Source organism: Paenibacillus sp. 2TAB26, assembly GCF_052115145.1.
Lineage (GTDB): Bacteria > Bacillota > Bacilli > Paenibacillales > Paenibacillaceae > Pristimantibacillus.
The window spans coordinates 70,300-86,076 of sequence record NZ_JBFRGC010000005.1; the positions used below are offsets into that span (position 1 = coordinate 70,300).

Genomic DNA, 15,777 nt, shown 5'->3' on the forward strand with positions numbered 1-15,777 from the left:
TTATTTTTCAGTGAGCCTTCTGCTATCGGTATGACTTAGTTTTACTTCGTTTTTACGACTCGAACTTGTCCATCTGGCAGCTTCTGCACATATCTAGAAGCGGCTTCAATATCTAACATAGCCCAGTGTTTTGGCGCGACATCCGGCCAGCTAGAGCTAACAGTTTCCTGCGGCACTGGACGGTTGAAGATTGCGTTGAGTACACGAACCGCTTCTCCGCGAAGCAGCAAACCATTCGGACGGAAGGTATGATCCGGATATCCCTTCATAAACCCTGCCTCTGCAACAGCAGCAACTTCATTTGTTGCCCAGTGTCCCGTTAAGTCTGTAAAATCCGCCTTGGCAGTACCGCTTAGGGACAGCTTGTTCCAACGAGCCGCGATAACCGCTATTTCTGAACGAGAGACTCCGTCGCCCGGTCTAAATTTGCCTTGCTCGTCACCATTCATAATACCATGATTTTTCAACAGCGTAATCGCTTCTTTTGCCCAGTGATCGGAGACGACATCGCTAAACTCTGTCAGCTCTGTTTCATTAGGATTAGGCGCCGTTTCTTCCAGCAGGCTGGCGTTTTTCTTAAGCTCTTTGGCAAGTATGACTGCAAGCTCCGCACGAGTAATCGTTTTACTTGGACGGAAGGTTCCATCCGGATACCCCGTTACATAAGGCTCATAAAGTTTGTCCTTCGTAAGCCGAACGACAGCAAAATTGCTGAATTTAGCAACATCAAATGCCATACCATTCACGATTCCTTTTGCATCATATTGAAGTGTTCCTGGCTGGAGCACCTTTTCTCCATCGCTGTGCTCAATGTAAACCGCTAATTGAGCCTCAAGCTCCTTCGCAGCTGCACTGTCCTTTGCAATCTCAAGACCAGCTATCGGCAGTACGATGCGAGTAACACTATCCTTATAGTTCGTCTCAATTGCAGTAGGTTGGCCTAGCAGTTCAGCATCCCTGCCGCCCAACTGCTTCTTAAGCTTCTCTTCGCCAAGCAGCCTGTCATAAATTTGATTTTGCTTCGCTTGTTCGCGAATCGGTACAAAGCGGAGATAAAGGTCAATACCCGCTTCCTTGATATGACGAATCGTCTCTGGCGATAACGTCAATTCTGCTGTTGGCGTTGAGATGACAAGACTAATTCCGCTCTCGGCTAAAGCGGCAACTGCTTTTGACGGAACATTCAGCTTGATCTCATCGCTCGGATTATTAAGCAAATTCGTAATAACGATGCGAGCCGCATTCTGCTTCTGCAATTTCATCTGTGCAACAATTTCCTCCGCCTTAGCAAGCGGAATATTAACCGTATCTATTTTGCTGCCATCTCTAGCAACCGTTCTAGTAATGGTTACATTTGCTATTGCAGCATTTGAATCCCCAGATGCGACAGTCGCTAATCGATCCGGCGTTGCATACGTTGGTTTACGAACGATTTCAATCGAATATTGCCTTGAACTGCTGCGGTCAGCAGACTCGACTCCAATCACAATTAGATTTGTACCCACCTTTAAACTTACAGTCTGATGCACGCCTTTTTCAACCGGCCTACCATTTATGGTCAAAATAGCATCAGAACTTGAGGTGTTGGCAAGCACAGTCACATTCGCGTCTTCGATCTCTGACTTCAGCTTATAGCTGAGCCTGCTCACAGAGAATTCCGGCAGCAAGTCTAATCCAGAGAGAGATAGCTCTGTTAAAGATGGCGCTGTTGCTGCAGAAGCTGACTGCTTGATGACAGCGAGCTTATAAGTTGCCACAGTGCCATCCTCTGCCGTTACTTCTAATTGAACAGGCTGAATTCCGGTGCGCAATGGAACCACATGCGTTCCTCCGCTGCCGAGGTCAACTTCGCCATTTGCTATACGAATGACTGCACTCGGACTAGCTGCTTCTACAGCGATGCTAAGAGCCGCAGAATCGGAAGGCGCTATGATCTGGTAATCCATCTCATTCCCAGCAAAATCTCTCGTTAGCACTCCTCCGCTTACCGTTAGCTCCTTCAATTGTGCATTGCTATCCTTCGCACGAATAACCTTAACGTTATAGGTTCTATTCTCTTGCCCATTTGGCGCGATAACCTGTATGGCTACATGGGTCTCTCCCACCTGTACTGGCACAGAAATCCCAGCTTCGCCAATCTGCTCGCCATTTACACGAATCGTAGATCCTTGCTTATAAGCTTCAGCCGCAACGCTTACCGCATTCGTATTATTTTCGACATACACGCTATAAGCGGTATCAGCACCATTGAATGCTGGTTCTGTCAGCAGCTCCTCTGTCCCTGCCCGCATCGTGAGGCTCTTCAGAACAGCGACATCCGACGGCTTGCTTCTCACTTCAATGACGTATGTCTTTTCACTTGTATCTACTCCTGATACCTTCACCTGCGCTGTAGTTACGCCATTGCCAATCGGAGCCTCAAGCTCTGCGTAACCCTCCGCGTTCAACGGCACATTGTTCACTGTTACAACAGAATCTATTGCAGCAGCAACAGCATATAATCGAACCTTGCCTTCTTCTATTACCGTCTCATATTTGCCCGTCATATCCGGATGGAAAGGCTGGGATAGAACCCCCTTGTCCAGCTCTAGCGCTGCCAGATCAGAAGGTTTCACCTTGGACTGCTCCTCGGTCTCTGTTCCCTGCACCACATCAAATCGATATTCGACTCGATTGCCGACTTCATCTTCCACTTCGACGATTACAGTATGAAGGCCAGTTTCATCCCACATAATCGGAGCAAAATAATTAAATTCCCCTTCTGCGTTAACTGGAACAGCTCGTCCGTCAACGGTCAGCAAAGCGCCTATTTCCGTTTGACCAACCATAGGTATACGGCTGCCATATACGACCTGCCCATTGAGAGGCTCACGAACAAAATCCTCGTTCTTCTTGCCTGCTACATACAAGAATGGCTCCGTACGATCTACGTACAATTTCCTATAATCAGAGCTGTAATCGCCGCGCTCGTTAATTGCTTCAATTTCAATCGTATAATCAAGCTGCTCTAGCGGCTCATTCGTTTCTTTGCCTAGCAGCAATTCATTCAGATTGAACGATGCGACCGCATTGGCTTCGGAATCCTTGGACTGCAACAATTCCCCATTTACGTAAAGATTAAGCTTTGCTGCTTGATCGCTAGTCAGCTCTACACTAACCTTTTCCGCAGCTGTGTTAACCATAATCTCCTCTTGCTCATCATAACTTTTGTAGGTGCTTGTTTTCTGCTTAGCACCAAAAGTATTAAAAGCAACGTTAAGCTTTGCCCGTTTCGGATTAGGCAAAAACGCCTCCACATTAGCTGACACTGGACTAACAACAACTTTGCCATTTTGCTCGCCAACCGCCATCGCATTGATGGTGTAGCTGTGCTCCGGCTTGTACCCGGATATAATAACGTCCTGCCAATCTCCGGCCATAGGATCTGCTCCGAATGTATCCGTTACAGTTTTTCCTTCATCATCCTTATAGCTGACCGTCAACTGGTAATATTCTAGTCCCTCGGCCTTAATGGAAGGAAAACGCAGTGTAAGCTCGCCGTTTCCAGTTGAAGTAATCGCAAGTTGCTTCGGCTGAGGCAGCATGACTTTAGCAGTCAACTGTACAGGCTCAGACGTTACCGCAAACAGCGGTGCAATTTCTTCACCTTCCGCCACCATAGACAACCAGTATTGACCCGGCATAAATTCATCCGGAATGTCAATCGTTTGAATGCCTGATGCAGGAAGATCCTTCAAAATAACCGGCCCGATTGCCTTATTGGACTGATCGGTTACCATTAAGCTTACTTTGGTTCCCTGCTTGGCATGGTCCACGTTCCATTTTACTTTGAAGCGATTAGTGCCTTCTGTCTCTGGATCTGCACTAAATTCGCTAATTTCAGTTACAGGATCGAGCTCATACATGCTTGCTTGAATAGGCAGAGAGGAGCGAATTTCCCATTTTCCTGTTTGTTCAATATCAGCAGCGACATAAAGCATATCTGCATCTGCAACAAAAGGCAGATTCGAGGTAAAAGTCATATCGCCGTATTTATCCGCTTCCTCATCTTCCTTGGCAATTGCTGCTTGCAGCACCGCATTGTAATTTTTGGCATTCTCGTCCTCAAAAACAACCGGAATGGCTTTGTTATCCGGTGCAATAATTTGGGTATCGCGAGAACCACCCGTTAACATAAACATATATCGGCCTGGCTTATCGATTTGCAAACTCGTCGTATACTCTGCTGTTCCATTTGAGAAAAACGGAATTAAGCTGTCGTATTGCTCATCACTGCGGAAGGCACGTATGGTCACGAATTGTTTGCCGCGAACGGTCCAAAGCCCCGCTTCCTCTTCCGCTACTTGCACCAAAATCGTCCATTTTTGTTTATCAGCCTCATAATAAGCATTCCAGTTTGATTCGCTGCGATCCGCTTGCAGCGGATATGGCGAGCCATCTGGACGATACAGCACGGCTGTCTCATCCGCCTGATCGATTTCAAGCAAGGTCTGACCGCTTTTTAGGTTGACTTCAGTACGAAGCTCACCGCTTGTTATCCAGTCTTTCAGCTCCCCAATCGTGGTATGCTCTCCAAGAGCAAATACCTTAGCCGGCGTTTTCTGTCCTGCTTCAAGCAGCCATTCTCCCGGCTGAGCTACATCGATCAACAGATAAAGCTTACCGCTTAGTGGATCGACAAAATGATTCCAGCCTGATTTAAGCGAATCCGATTCCAGACCATATTCACGGCCATCTGGCTTGTACAATTTCACAGCGCCTTTAGGCTGGTCAAGCTCTACCAGCTTCAAACCGCCCTCCATCATAGCTATTGCTGTTAGCTTCAATTCAGGTGCAGCAGCCCAACGTGCTGCTAGCTCAGTAAGACTGAGCGATTCATTTAGGAATGTAAGCTCGTACAACTCCACTTGCAAAGAGTGCGATGCAACCAGCTTCCAATCTTCATTCGCTGTTAGTTGTAAACGGATATACGTTTTATCCTCATCTTCACGATATACGGCAGAAATAGCACCATTACCAGCCTTTTCCGTCTCAGGGAACTTGAGCGATGCCACGCTTTCATCCGGACGAATGATTGAAAGATCTTCCTGCTTGCCATCCAGCACTAGCAGCGCTTTGAAGCTATGATCTGCCTGCAATGTGTATTGAATCTGATCCTGCTTCGTAAAGCTGGCTTGCGGTGAATTCTCACGCAATGCAGCCGTAAACTGTCCCAATAAAATACGTCCGCTTGCAGCCGTATCTACGCCTATCTCACCCTGCTGCAGCACATCCTTCTGAAGCTTCAGCATGTAACCTTTATCCTCTGTGAGCAAAGGATTTGTAAGTGGTGTAAAAGAAGTATCCGCGAATGCGCTTGTGAACAGCAAAGCACTGCTGCTTAGCAGCGGCATCGAGCGAGCGCTCGGCGGCTTAACCATATTTTTTTTCATTCTCTCAATTTCTCTCTTCATATCTTTGCTCGCGCCAAGACTGAAGTCGAAGCTGTTCGGAGCAAACATATATTTGGCAGAACCACCGAACCAGCCTGAACCAACCGATCCAAAGATCTCACGATTGTTTACGCCGACATCAATGCCGCCAAAGCTTTTGCCGCCAATAACCGACACCCAGTTCGGTATTTTTATGCGTGCACTAACAAAACCTGCGTAACCGCTTTTCGCAAAATATTGAGCGAACAGCTGACCGACCACAACGTCTACTAGATTCAAGTTCGCATCCAATCGGAAGCCTGCACTGCTGTACTCTTTAAAGCCCGCTGCATTCCAAATCGTCAGAAAATCCAAATTCGCAACCGGAACCCAGTAAACAGCCAGCTCTCCGGATGCTTCAAAATGATAACGCGATAATCCTACGCTCAAATTGTTGCCGTTCACCATATTGTAGCCTTTGATCTCAGGCGCAATGACATCTGATGCACCGCCAAACGCTTTCAACGTAAACGGTACTTCGCTCTGGCTCGCTAGATTTGAAAACCCGCCGCCAAGACGAGTGAGCTGTGCCCCCGTCGAGCCAAGCTTGATTTTGCGGCGAACGCCAAAGCTAAGCGCATCAAGCTTCCCGCGTTTGAACTGAATATCTGCTTCAAATCCAACCTTCTGCTTGCGCAAATCGAAGGATCCTCCCGCACCATAGAGCGGAATGCGTGTATCAAGCCGGAAGTTTAGCTCAGCACCCTCGAGCGGACCTGCCTCAAACTCGCCTGCAATACTGAATTTACCAGCAAAATCGAACCGTTCGCGCTTGAACTCTAACGCTTCAATCTCCGATTCGCCTTTAATTTTGGTCGTTCCTGCACTGAAATCTACTTTAATATCCCCGCCGAGCCTTACCCCGCCAGCTATAAAAGTAATTTTCTTCAATGTAATCGGCAAATTCAAGCTCAAATAATCAGATTGCATATCACCAGCAAGCTCGATAACGAACTCGGCTGAATTAAACTCAAAGGAGCCAAGGAACAGCGTATACATAATGCCAGCTTTTTCAACATAAAGCCGTCCGACACCCGTTACATACGTATCTACACCCGTCTTATCAATCGTCAGGCTCGTTCCTTTAAATTTAATATATTCATTCAGCATGACCACTTGATTCATGTTGTTTAGCTTAAATATACCAAGCTCCGAGGGATTCTCCGTGAACGGTCCTCTAATAGCCATTTGACTAATATCTTCATTGTCCGAATCTGTACTAGGAATGATAATTTCATTATAATCGCGCGGCTCATATACGCCGGTTGAAGTAATAAGCAAAGCGCTTGAGAGAACAAAATCATCGTAAAAATCGTGATTTAGTTCCAAATCATATTTGCCATCCGGCAATTCATCCGTCCAAGTCAGCTCTAGCTCCTGATTATTGCGAACGTTTGGCGTCAACGGATACAACTGTCCGCCTTGGCTTTTAAGTGAATAATGAATATTAGAAGCTGGCTTTCTCCACAAATTGGTGATGCCCTCTCCGACGACAACCAGCCTCTTCTTATCCTTCGTATGCAGCACCGATGGTGAAGCTCGGTCATAACGCAGGTCTGGAACCACCATAGCCGGGTCCTCAAAAAACTTAAACGTAGAAACTGCGCTGTATGCCGTCCCCACAACATTTGTCGCATACACGCGTGCTTCGTAGTCGACCTGCCACTTCAAGCCATTAAGATCAATGGTGACCGCACCAGCCTCAGCCGGCAAATGCGCCTTCTTCTGCCATGTGGTTTGACCCACTTCACGGTATTCTATCCCAATTTCGCTAAGCGCTTTGCCTTTCACATTAGCAGAGAACCTTGCTAGATCATTCGCTTTGTTGTTCTTGTCCATCAATATCGTTGGTGAACCCGTTATGCTCACGATCGGCAAGGTAGGCAAAGGATTGCCGAATGTAAACGTCTCATTCGTTAGTCCTCCCCATTCATGGTTTCCGCCGAATACGACAAAGTTATAGCCATCATACGCCATGCTCATAAAGCTGCCTGAGCCTGGACCGCCTTCTATGCCGCCGCCCGGTCCTTTGCTTTTGCCAGACCATACCGACCAAGCACTCCCATCCCAGCCGAAAGCAGCCTTCTTCCCTTGATCATCCTGCGAATTCGCGATAGGCCGTTTTTTGTTTGGCGTAACCGCACTATTGCTCGGGTTAATCCAATCGAACTCTCCACCGTAGAAGACGACTCTCCGTCCATCGTAGGCCATCGCTTGCCCCCAGCGGCCCCAGTCCTGCGCTTCAACCTTTGGAGCGCTGTCATTCCAAGTCGTTCCGTCCCATGCCCATAGCGTATTGGAATTGATTTGATAGGCTGTTCCGCGAATTTCATCACCAATATTACCTCCATAAAGCACGGCATGCTGCCCGTCATAAGCCATCGAGCCCGAATAAGTGGCCGGAGGGCTTTGGGCAGGTGTCCGCTGTTCCCAGCTCGTTCCGTTAAAAATCCAAGTATCCGCTAATCTGCTTTTAGTAGATGCAGACAACGTATAACCGCCAAACAGCACCAAGTTTTGTCCATCATAGGCTAACTGAGCGCCAGCACGTGCCGATGGAGCTGGGATTAACAATGGTTTCCACTGCAATACCTCACCATGCCACACCCAAATATCGTTCAAGACGCCTGAAGCACCCTCGCCTCCGAACATCACGACGCGCTCTAGGTTAGGATCATAGGTTATTGCCGCTCCTTTGCGGGCAACAAGGCCACTTGGCACACTCGAGTCAGCGAGCTTTTGCCATTGCTTGGTTTCGCCGTCCCACAGGAAGTTATCCTTCAGCAGCCCGGAAGTGCCTTCGCCCCCGAACATGATGACCTTTCCATTCTTTTCATCAAATGCCATAGCAGCCCCCATACGCGGGCTAGGCTTAATGTTCGATTCTATCTTCTCCCATCCATAATCGGAGAACTTATCAGTAGCTCCAGCAACAGCCAAAGACGCTAGATCGTAGGAGGAGCTTGTTACTGTAGGCTCTTCCACCTCTGTGTCAGCCGATTCCTGAGCGAATATTTGCTGCCCCGATCTGCTTGGATATACAGGATAAATAGATGTAAGCAGCACCACTGCGAGCAGCATGCTGACTACTCTGACAAATGGTTTATGTATCATAAAAAAATCCCTCCTGAGTCTTCTATCATCGTTGATATAGCAATAAATACCATTATAGTAGTTGGCTCTGGACATGTTCTAAACATATTTCGACATGTTTCTCGCTCTCGATAACAAGATAAATAGGAAAGCTTCCTTGAGGATCAAAAGGCAGCCTACATCTTATAAACACAAAAAAGGCAGCCCCGCACATGAAGCCATGTGTTGGACTGCCATTCTTTATCAATCATCTGCAAGCTATGCTTCTTCTTTCTTAAGCTCCTCCAAAAAGGGCTCGAGCTCAGGTCTTGCTGCCGGATCTTTCAAATCAAGGCTCCGCAGCGCATCCACCGCGATTCGAAGCACCGCATAATTGCGATACCAGCGATTATCAGAGGGGACGACATACCATGGCGCCGCTTTGCTGCATTTTTCAAACAGCTCCTCGTAAAGCTCGCTGTACTGCTTCCAAGACTTGCGCTCCTTTAAGTCGGACGGGTCGAACTTCCAATTTTTTTTCGGATCTTCAATACGGCTTATTAGCTTCTCCAGTTGGAACTGCTTCGATATGTGTAAAAAGATTTTGACCACTTTCACCCCGCTGTCGGCTAAAAGAGCTTCAAAATGATTGATGTGCTTAAACCGCTCCTTCGCTTCCTCGCTCTTAACCGTACCATGGATTCGCGTGATCAAAACTTCCTCATAGTACGAACGGTTAAATACAGCTATCTGGCCAAGGGCAGGCACGGCTACATGTGCTCTCCATAAAAAATCATGCCGCGCTTCCTCCTCTGTTGGCGTCTTAAAGCTATGGGCAGAAATGCCCTGCGGATGAAGTCCGGCAAATACTTTTTTGATTACACCATCCTTGCCGCTGCAATCCATGCCTTGAAACACAAACAGCACGGCATGCTCTTTGCTCGCGGCAAGTTTTTCTTGCAGCTGCTGCAGCTCAAGCTCAAGCTCCTTCACTGCCTGAACGACCTCTTCTTTATTCGAAAAGCGCCCCGTATCCTTCGGATCGATGTCCTTCAGATCCACCTTTTTCTTCTCGGGCAATTTGTAGCTTTTGGACATTTGCTCACAGCCTCTCCAGTGTTTATTTACTTATTAGTATCCCACCAGCGCCTCTCCTAAACAAGCAGCTGGTCGCTATTTTGGCACACCAGAGCGAGAAGAAGCAGAACAAAGCGGACCACACAAAGGCAGGTACACCGGTTACGTCGCTTAAACCAGCCGCATCCCCAGCTGATGCGGGCTCCGTAATCGCAAGATAGAGCAACACAAATGGACTAATAATGGATTCCACTAAACAAATAAAAGCGATCAGCAAATAATAAAAGTCTCTGAGCCAGCGAGGAGCAGCAAAATAAATAAGAACCGTCAATGCTAGGAAACCCGCGCTCCAAGCCATGCCGTAATCATTTCGAACAAAAAGCGCGAGCGCCACTCCAGCTGCTATCGCAACGATCGCGAGTCCAAAACGAGCTTTTCCTTTTGCATATAGAAAGAAAAGCAGCAGCGAGAACAAAGCTGAGCCCGAATAGCCGGCAAGCGCAATCGGGATTAGCATCCAGCTGTCCGTGTACGAGGTATAAGTCACTCCGCTTTGGTCAGCGTACAAATAAATATGCAAGACGCTTCCCTTAAGCAGCAAAGCTGCAAGCGCGTGGGCAAGCTCGTGGACTAATGTATTCACATTTTGAAAAAAAGCCGAGAACGGAATGAACCTAGTTAAAAAAGCAGTAACGATAATAATAGCCGTCATTCGCAACCAAGAAAACATGCTTTAGCCTCCAAGTCATATACCGCTATTCTAACTCTTCTTACGTATGAAAAAGATTTATTTTTCAAAAGATGCTAATACGGGTAAGTAAAAGTATAGACGCGAGAGGAGAGATATGATGGGACATTATATTGAGGTGGAGAAAAAAGTTAAACTTTATGTTGAGGATATAGGCTCCGGTAGCCCCGTTATCTTCTTGCATGGCTGGCCGCTGAACCACAAAATGTTTGAAGCTCAGTTCACCCTGCTATCCGAGCAAGGTTATCGCTGTATTGGGATCGATCAACGCGGCTTCGGCAAATCCAGTGCTCCCGCAGCTGGCTATAGCTACGATCGGCTAGCAGATGACGTAAAGGCTGTTATTGATTATTTGAAACTGGATCAAGCCTATCTCGTTGGTTTCTCGGTAGGAGGAGCAATTGCCGTCCGCTATATGGCGCGCCATGGCGGTTACGGCGTTCGCAAGCTCGCGCTTCTAGGCGCAGCAGCTCCCTCATTCACGCAACGTGAAAATTACCCGCATGGCATGACACAAGAGGAAGCGAATGATCAAATAGCTGCAATCAAAAAAGACCGTCCGCAGCTGCTCCGTGATTTCGGCGAGAAATTTCTAGCCGATCAAGAGCCAAACGCCATCAGTCAGCCATTCAAAGATTGGCTGCAGCTGCTCGGCTTAGAGGCATCCGCGTGGGGGTCAATCCATACGTTCGAGTCGCTGCGCGATGAGGACTTGCGGAAGGATGTGCTGCAAATCAAAGCTGCAACGACGATTTTCCAAGGCAATCTGGATCAAATATGTCCACCAGAATTCGCCAAGCAGCTGCTTAGCGGCATTGACGGCTCTACGCTCGTTACGTTCGAGCAAAGCGGCCATGGCATGCTCTTCGACGAACCAACTAGATTCAATGAGGAGCTGCTCGAATTTTTGAAATAAAAAGCAGAAAAGGAGCCGGATTAATCGGCTCCTTTTTCTACATGTTATGGAGCTCAGCTAGCTCTATCTTGTACTTATTCAATAAATGGTGAAAGCGCTGGAAATCGCTTGAAAGAACTTTTATTTTCCGTTTGATCCTCAGCTTCCGCTTATGATCCTTGTCTTCCAGCATAAACTGATCAATATTTTTATCCAGCTTCTCCCGAAGCGTAAGGATAATGCCGATCGCAATATGCGAGCGTTCCATCTCCTGTAAATCTGCAGCAAGCGCTTCGCCAAGATGCTCCATTGTTTGCTGTTGAATCGTTAATGATTTATCAATTATGACCTGCTCAGGTGTAGAGTCCTCACGAAATGCCTGACCGGGAACATCATCCCAAAACAGGTTCCACTCTTCTAACTGTTCAACCTCAAACAATAAATATTTATGAAAACCGCATAACCATGCTGTACAGCTGGTATTTCGCAATTGACAGCCTACACCATCGAGCAAATGACGGCAATCGCGGCAGCATGATCCGCTGTTAGCTATACAAACTTTGCAAATATGGTCTGCTCCCCATTGCTGCAAAACGGTCATGCCGTTATCAATAAGGCTTGTCCTGCTCACTGTGGAAGGCCGTTGAATAAGGGGGCGGTTTGCTTGATCTGTATGTTCACCCTGCTTCATGTGTGGCATTCAAGCATGCTCTCCTTCCTTACTAAACGTATATATACTAAAAAGTATACCCTACTTGCATTGCGATGACCAAGTTCGCTCCAGCAAAATATGTAATGTGATACAAAAAAGGACTGTCCCAGATCCGCTTCGATCTAGTGAGACAGTCCTGCCTGCTTGCGCTTTCGCTATAAAAGCGAAAGCCATTTCAAACTACCAAGCGTTTACGCCAAGCTTTACAAGTGTCTCCCGAATGAAAGCAGGCTCGTCCTCTGGCGTTCGAGACGTAACAAAGTTGCGATCAACGACAACTTCTTTATCGACAAAAGTCCCGCCGGCTGCTTCAATTTCTGCGGATAAAGCAGGATAGGCTGTTAAAGTGCGTCCCTTCAGCAGGCCAGCTGCCTCCAAAATTTGCGGACCGTGGCATATTGCCGCAATAGTTGTGCCAGCTTGATCTGCCTTTTGAACGAACGCCTGCACATCCGCATTGTCCATAAGATGAGACGGTGATTTTCCGCCCGGAATAATGATAGCAGCGTAGTCATCTGCATCAGCTTCTTCAATGGACAAATGCGAGGTATACGCAATGGTCCCCTGTTTTCCTTTTAATTCGTCGTTGCTCTTTAAGCTAATAATAACGGCGTCGTGACCGTTCTTTGCCATTTCATCATAGGGATTTTTCATTTCGGAATCTTCGAAGTCGTCAGCTAGCAGAAATGCTACCTTTTTTAGTGGTGTCATATGTTGCACACTCCTCTCATGATTCAAGCCATGATTTACTTTACCCTATTTCGATGAATTTGAAGCAAGCTGCTGCGTATAACCTGACGGAATACGTTCTAGCAGACGATCACCGTAAACCTCGCCAAGCTTCAGTTCTGGCATATGAATATAGCCAATGTAGCACCCGCATTTCTTCATCGTGCAAGGACGCTCAGATGCTAGACCCTCAAGTCCGTCACGATAGAGATGGCCGATAACCTTGCGATCGTTATAGCAGCGTTTGACAATGCCAGCCCCCTGCACATAAAACACATGTGAGCCCGCGCCGCATGGTTTGCCTAAACTATCGTAATCGGGAACATTCAGCTGGAAATGCGGATCAATTTCGGTTAAATAAACAATATCATTCTCTGAATAATAATTTTTCTGATCCTTGAAGGCGTTGACCCACAGGTACACGTCCTCTGGCAGCAGCTGCCRCAGCTGCTTAATCGCGCCGAAAGCCGAGCGTATCCCAACGGATCCGACACTAAAAGGAATTCTCTGCTCATACAGCTTCATGCACTGGCTTAGGAAAGCAGCATGGCTCGTTTGTCCAGGATGATAGGTAACCCAAAAGGCTGCCTTGCTCCGGTCGATGTCGTTCGTCCAATCAAGCTTGACGGATAAATTGGTCTGGACAGCTACCTTCTCGATATGCGGCATATGGGACAGCTCGATCATCGCCTCACGATACCACCGATGTACGAGCGCTTCGCCATAAGGATTGAAAAAAATCGAGAGCTGATGTCCAGAGCCGCCTTGCTCCCGAACCCAGTCCATAAAGGCATGAAGCTGCTGCTTATCCTTCGCAAGCGTCGCTTTGCTGTCCTTTGTTTTGCTGAATGGGCAATAAGGGCAGTCATAATTGCATGATGACAACGCGCCGCGGTAATAGAGCACCGCCTTCATCGCACGACGTACCCGTTCATAAGCTCCCTTACATCGCTCGAAATAAACTCGTCGCCAATCGCATCCGAATAAGCCATGCCTTGTGTCGTCAGGCGAAGAGTACCCTCCTGAAGCTCCGCCAGCTCCAAACGGATCAGTGTCTGCAAATCAGGATGATCGGCTAGCGCATCACTCTTGAATCGCTCCTCATACGTGTGTAAGCTGAGCCCCTCGCGGTGCAGCAAAGCTTTCAATATAAACCTGCGCTTCTGCTCCGCTTCATTCAGAATAAAGCCGTAATCGGCCGTATCATAACGCTCGGCAGCAACATATTGTTCAATAATGCTGCGCGTTGCCGCTGCGCTCACGCCGTAACGCGATGCATAATGGACATCACGGGTGTAAGAGCGTGCTCCACAGCCAAGCCCTGCCATGCCTTCCTCCTGACAGCTGAAGGGCAGCACGGTTTTATGATCAAACGATGTATCTCGAGCGAAACGCCTCATCGAAAACTGCTTATAGCCTGCCGCTTCCAGACGCTGCCGCGCAATATGGTACAGCTCCAGTCGAATATCCTCTCCTGCGCTGCGCATCTGTTCTGGCTTAATAATGGTGTTCTCACGTGTATATAGCGGATATATAAATATTTCGCCAGGCGCATAGCTGATCGCCTTCTCCAGTGAATAAATCCATGTTTCCGCGGTTTGCTTTGGCAAACCGTAAATAAGATCGACATTCACGAGTGGAAACGAATAGGACATCAACGTCTCCAGCGCCTCTTCCGCAAGCCGCGGCTTCTGCGGACGATAGATTGCTGCTGCTTCCTCTTCAACGAAGCTTTGAACACCCATGCTGATCCGATCAACATGCCGATCTTTAAGAACGCGCATGCGGTCAGCCGTTACCGTTTCCGGCGACGTCTCAACCGATATCGATGCTTTCATCGGATCAAGGCCCATTGTATTCTCAGCAATATCGAATAAACGGTTCAACTGGGGAGCCGCAAGCAAGGTTGGCGTTCCTCCGCCAATCGCAAATCGCGAAAATGTTTTGCCTTTAAACCAAGGCGCCCACTGCTCCGCCTGCCGCTGCATGGCATCAATATACTGCTCATGTACGTCTAAACGACGATCCGGCAGCGTGAACAAATTGCAGAAGCCGCAGCGAGCACCACAAAAAGGAATATGCATATACAAAAAATAATAATCGGTTTGATCCCGCTCCCACATCTCCTTCAGCGACTGCGCGGGATGCAAATCTCGGTAAGCTGTCTTATGGGGATAGGAATACAAATAGGAACGGTAAGGAGCCCCCATCCAGCGCTGCTCCTGCTCCTTAAGCTCCGGAAAAGATGGTAGCGAAGATGATTTTTGCAAGCTGCTTCTCCTCCTTATTCCAAAATAAATTCGCGATACGGCACATTCCAGACAACCTCATGGGCAAGCCGATGCCCTTCATAGCCATCCTCGCCGTAAGCTGTCCCATGATCGGAAAACGCGAGACATAATGTTTTTCCTCTGCGCCGCATGGCTTCAAACAATGGGGCAAGCTGACTATCAACATAACGAAGCGCGGCACGCTGTGTTTCCACGGAATCCCGTTTGGCGCCATCTACAAAATAATGATTAGGTCCATGCATGGCAGATATATTCATGAACAGAAACAGCTTCTCAGCAGGGTCCGCTTTCTCCAGCAGCTTAAGCGCGTGATTCACTTGATGCTCCGTCGAACGCGGATTCGTTACCCCGAATGTCATCCGCCAATAGCTTTCTTGAAAATAACTAGGCAGAACCTTGGCTAGCTTATTCTTTTTCGTAAAAAAAATGACGCCTCCGATGCTGATTGTTCGGTAGCCCGCCTCCTGCAAGCCGGATACAAGATCCGGAGCGTCAAATAACCATGTATGAGGGTGCGTCTTAAGCCCCGTATTTTTTGTATGAAACAATCTAATATGAGAAGCTTTGTCCGTATTTGCAGGAGTAGGCAAAAAACCGCCAAAAAAAGCATGATGGGCAGCATAAGTAAAGCTGCCCGGCGAATGCCTCTTCTCCCAGCCTCCACTTCCGCAAAGGTTCGGGCAATTCTTTTCCTCAAGCTTCGCAGCGTCATAACGCAGCGTATCAAGCGTAATCATGAGTATATCGTGAGAACCTACAATTTGGTTCATATCTAGCATTCG

Annotated in this window: 9 protein-coding genes; 1 reads left to right on the plus strand and 8 read right to left on the minus strand. The window is 47.7% G+C overall.

Annotation, left to right across the window (positions count from 1 at the left end; genetic code table 11):
- Positions 1–41 precede the first annotated feature (41 nt).
- The 3 genes from AB4Z50_RS06330 to AB4Z50_RS06340 all read right to left on the minus strand — a co-directional run bounded on the left by AB4Z50_RS06330 (position 42) and on the right by AB4Z50_RS06340 (position 10,350).
- The gene (locus AB4Z50_RS06330) at positions 42–8,585 is read right to left on the minus strand and encodes a cadherin-like beta sandwich domain-containing protein (protein ID WP_441877011.1); all 8,544 of its coding nucleotides are present in this window, start codon (positions 8,583–8,585) and stop codon (positions 42–44) included.
- A 237-nt stretch (positions 8,586–8,822) separates the two neighbouring features.
- Entirely contained in the window at positions 8,823–9,641 is an 819-nt protein-coding gene (locus tag AB4Z50_RS06335; protein WP_441877014.1) for a PPK2 family polyphosphate kinase, read from the minus strand.
- A 22-nt stretch (positions 9,642–9,663) separates the two neighbouring features.
- The gene (locus AB4Z50_RS06340) at positions 9,664–10,350 is read right to left on the minus strand and encodes a M50 family metallopeptidase (protein ID WP_441877017.1); all 687 of its coding nucleotides are present in this window, start codon (positions 10,348–10,350) and stop codon (positions 9,664–9,666) included.
- Between the two features lie 118 nt (positions 10,351–10,468).
- Between AB4Z50_RS06340 and AB4Z50_RS06345 the strand changes: the two genes are divergently transcribed.
- On the plus strand, positions 10,469–11,284 hold the full coding sequence (locus AB4Z50_RS06345) for an alpha/beta fold hydrolase (RefSeq protein WP_441877020.1): 816 nt from the start codon (positions 10,469–10,471) through the stop codon (positions 11,282–11,284).
- A 37-nt stretch (positions 11,285–11,321) separates the two neighbouring features.
- Here AB4Z50_RS06345 and AB4Z50_RS06350 read toward each other — a convergent pair whose 3' ends face one another.
- The 5 genes from AB4Z50_RS06350 to AB4Z50_RS06370 form a co-directional block, all read right to left on the minus strand.
- Entirely contained in the window at positions 11,322–11,963 is a 642-nt protein-coding gene (locus AB4Z50_RS06350; RefSeq protein WP_339207406.1) for a hypothetical protein, read from the minus strand.
- A gap of 192 nt (positions 11,964–12,155) precedes the next feature.
- Complete coding sequence (locus tag AB4Z50_RS06355; RefSeq protein ID WP_441877023.1) at positions 12,156–12,686, minus strand: type 1 glutamine amidotransferase domain-containing protein; 531 nt, start codon at positions 12,684–12,686, stop codon at positions 12,156–12,158.
- A 45-nt stretch (positions 12,687–12,731) separates the two neighbouring features.
- Entirely contained in the window at positions 12,732–13,619 is an 888-nt protein-coding gene (locus AB4Z50_RS06360) for an STM4011 family radical SAM protein (protein WP_441877026.1), read from the minus strand.
- Positions 13,616–14,914, minus strand: a complete 1,299-nt coding sequence (locus tag AB4Z50_RS06365) for an STM4012 family radical SAM protein (protein ID WP_441877574.1) — start codon at positions 14,912–14,914, stop codon at positions 13,616–13,618. Before AB4Z50_RS06365 ends, AB4Z50_RS06360 begins: the two co-directional genes overlap by 4 nt.
- Positions 14,915–14,988: 74 nt before the next feature.
- Positions 14,989–15,774 carry an STM4013/SEN3800 family hydrolase gene (locus AB4Z50_RS06370; RefSeq protein WP_441877029.1) on the minus strand — a complete coding sequence of 262 codons (786 nt, stop codon included), beginning with the start codon at positions 15,772–15,774 and terminating at the stop codon, positions 14,989–14,991.
- Positions 15,775–15,777: the final 3 nt, after the last annotated feature.

Excerpts from the sequence above, each read along its gene's own strand:
- AB4Z50_RS06345 (WP_441877020.1), top strand. The coding sequence starts at position 10,469 with ATGGGACATTATATTGAGGTGGAGAAAAAAGTTAAACTTTATGTTGAG.
- AB4Z50_RS06355 (WP_441877023.1), bottom strand. The coding sequence starts at position 12,686 with ATGACACCACTAAAAAAGGTAGCATTTCTGCTAGCTGACGACTTCGAA.
- AB4Z50_RS06335 (WP_441877014.1), bottom strand. The coding sequence starts at position 9,641 with ATGTCCAAAAGCTACAAATTGCCCGAGAAGAAAAAGGTGGATCTGAAG.
- AB4Z50_RS06350 (WP_339207406.1), bottom strand. The coding sequence starts at position 11,963 with ATGCCACACATGAAGCAGGGTGAACATACAGATCAAGCAAACCGCCCC.
- AB4Z50_RS06370 (WP_441877029.1), bottom strand. The coding sequence starts at position 15,774 with ATGCTAGATATGAACCAAATTGTAGGTTCTCACGATATACTCATGATT.
- AB4Z50_RS06365 (WP_441877574.1), bottom strand. The coding sequence starts at position 14,914 with ATGGGGGCTCCTTACCGTTCCTATTTGTATTCCTATCCCCATAAGACA.
- AB4Z50_RS06330 (WP_441877011.1), bottom strand. The coding sequence starts at position 8,585 with ATGATACATAAACCATTTGTCAGAGTAGTCAGCATGCTGCTCGCAGTG.
- AB4Z50_RS06340 (WP_441877017.1), bottom strand. The coding sequence starts at position 10,350 with ATGTTTTCTTGGTTGCGAATGACGGCTATTATTATCGTTACTGCTTTT.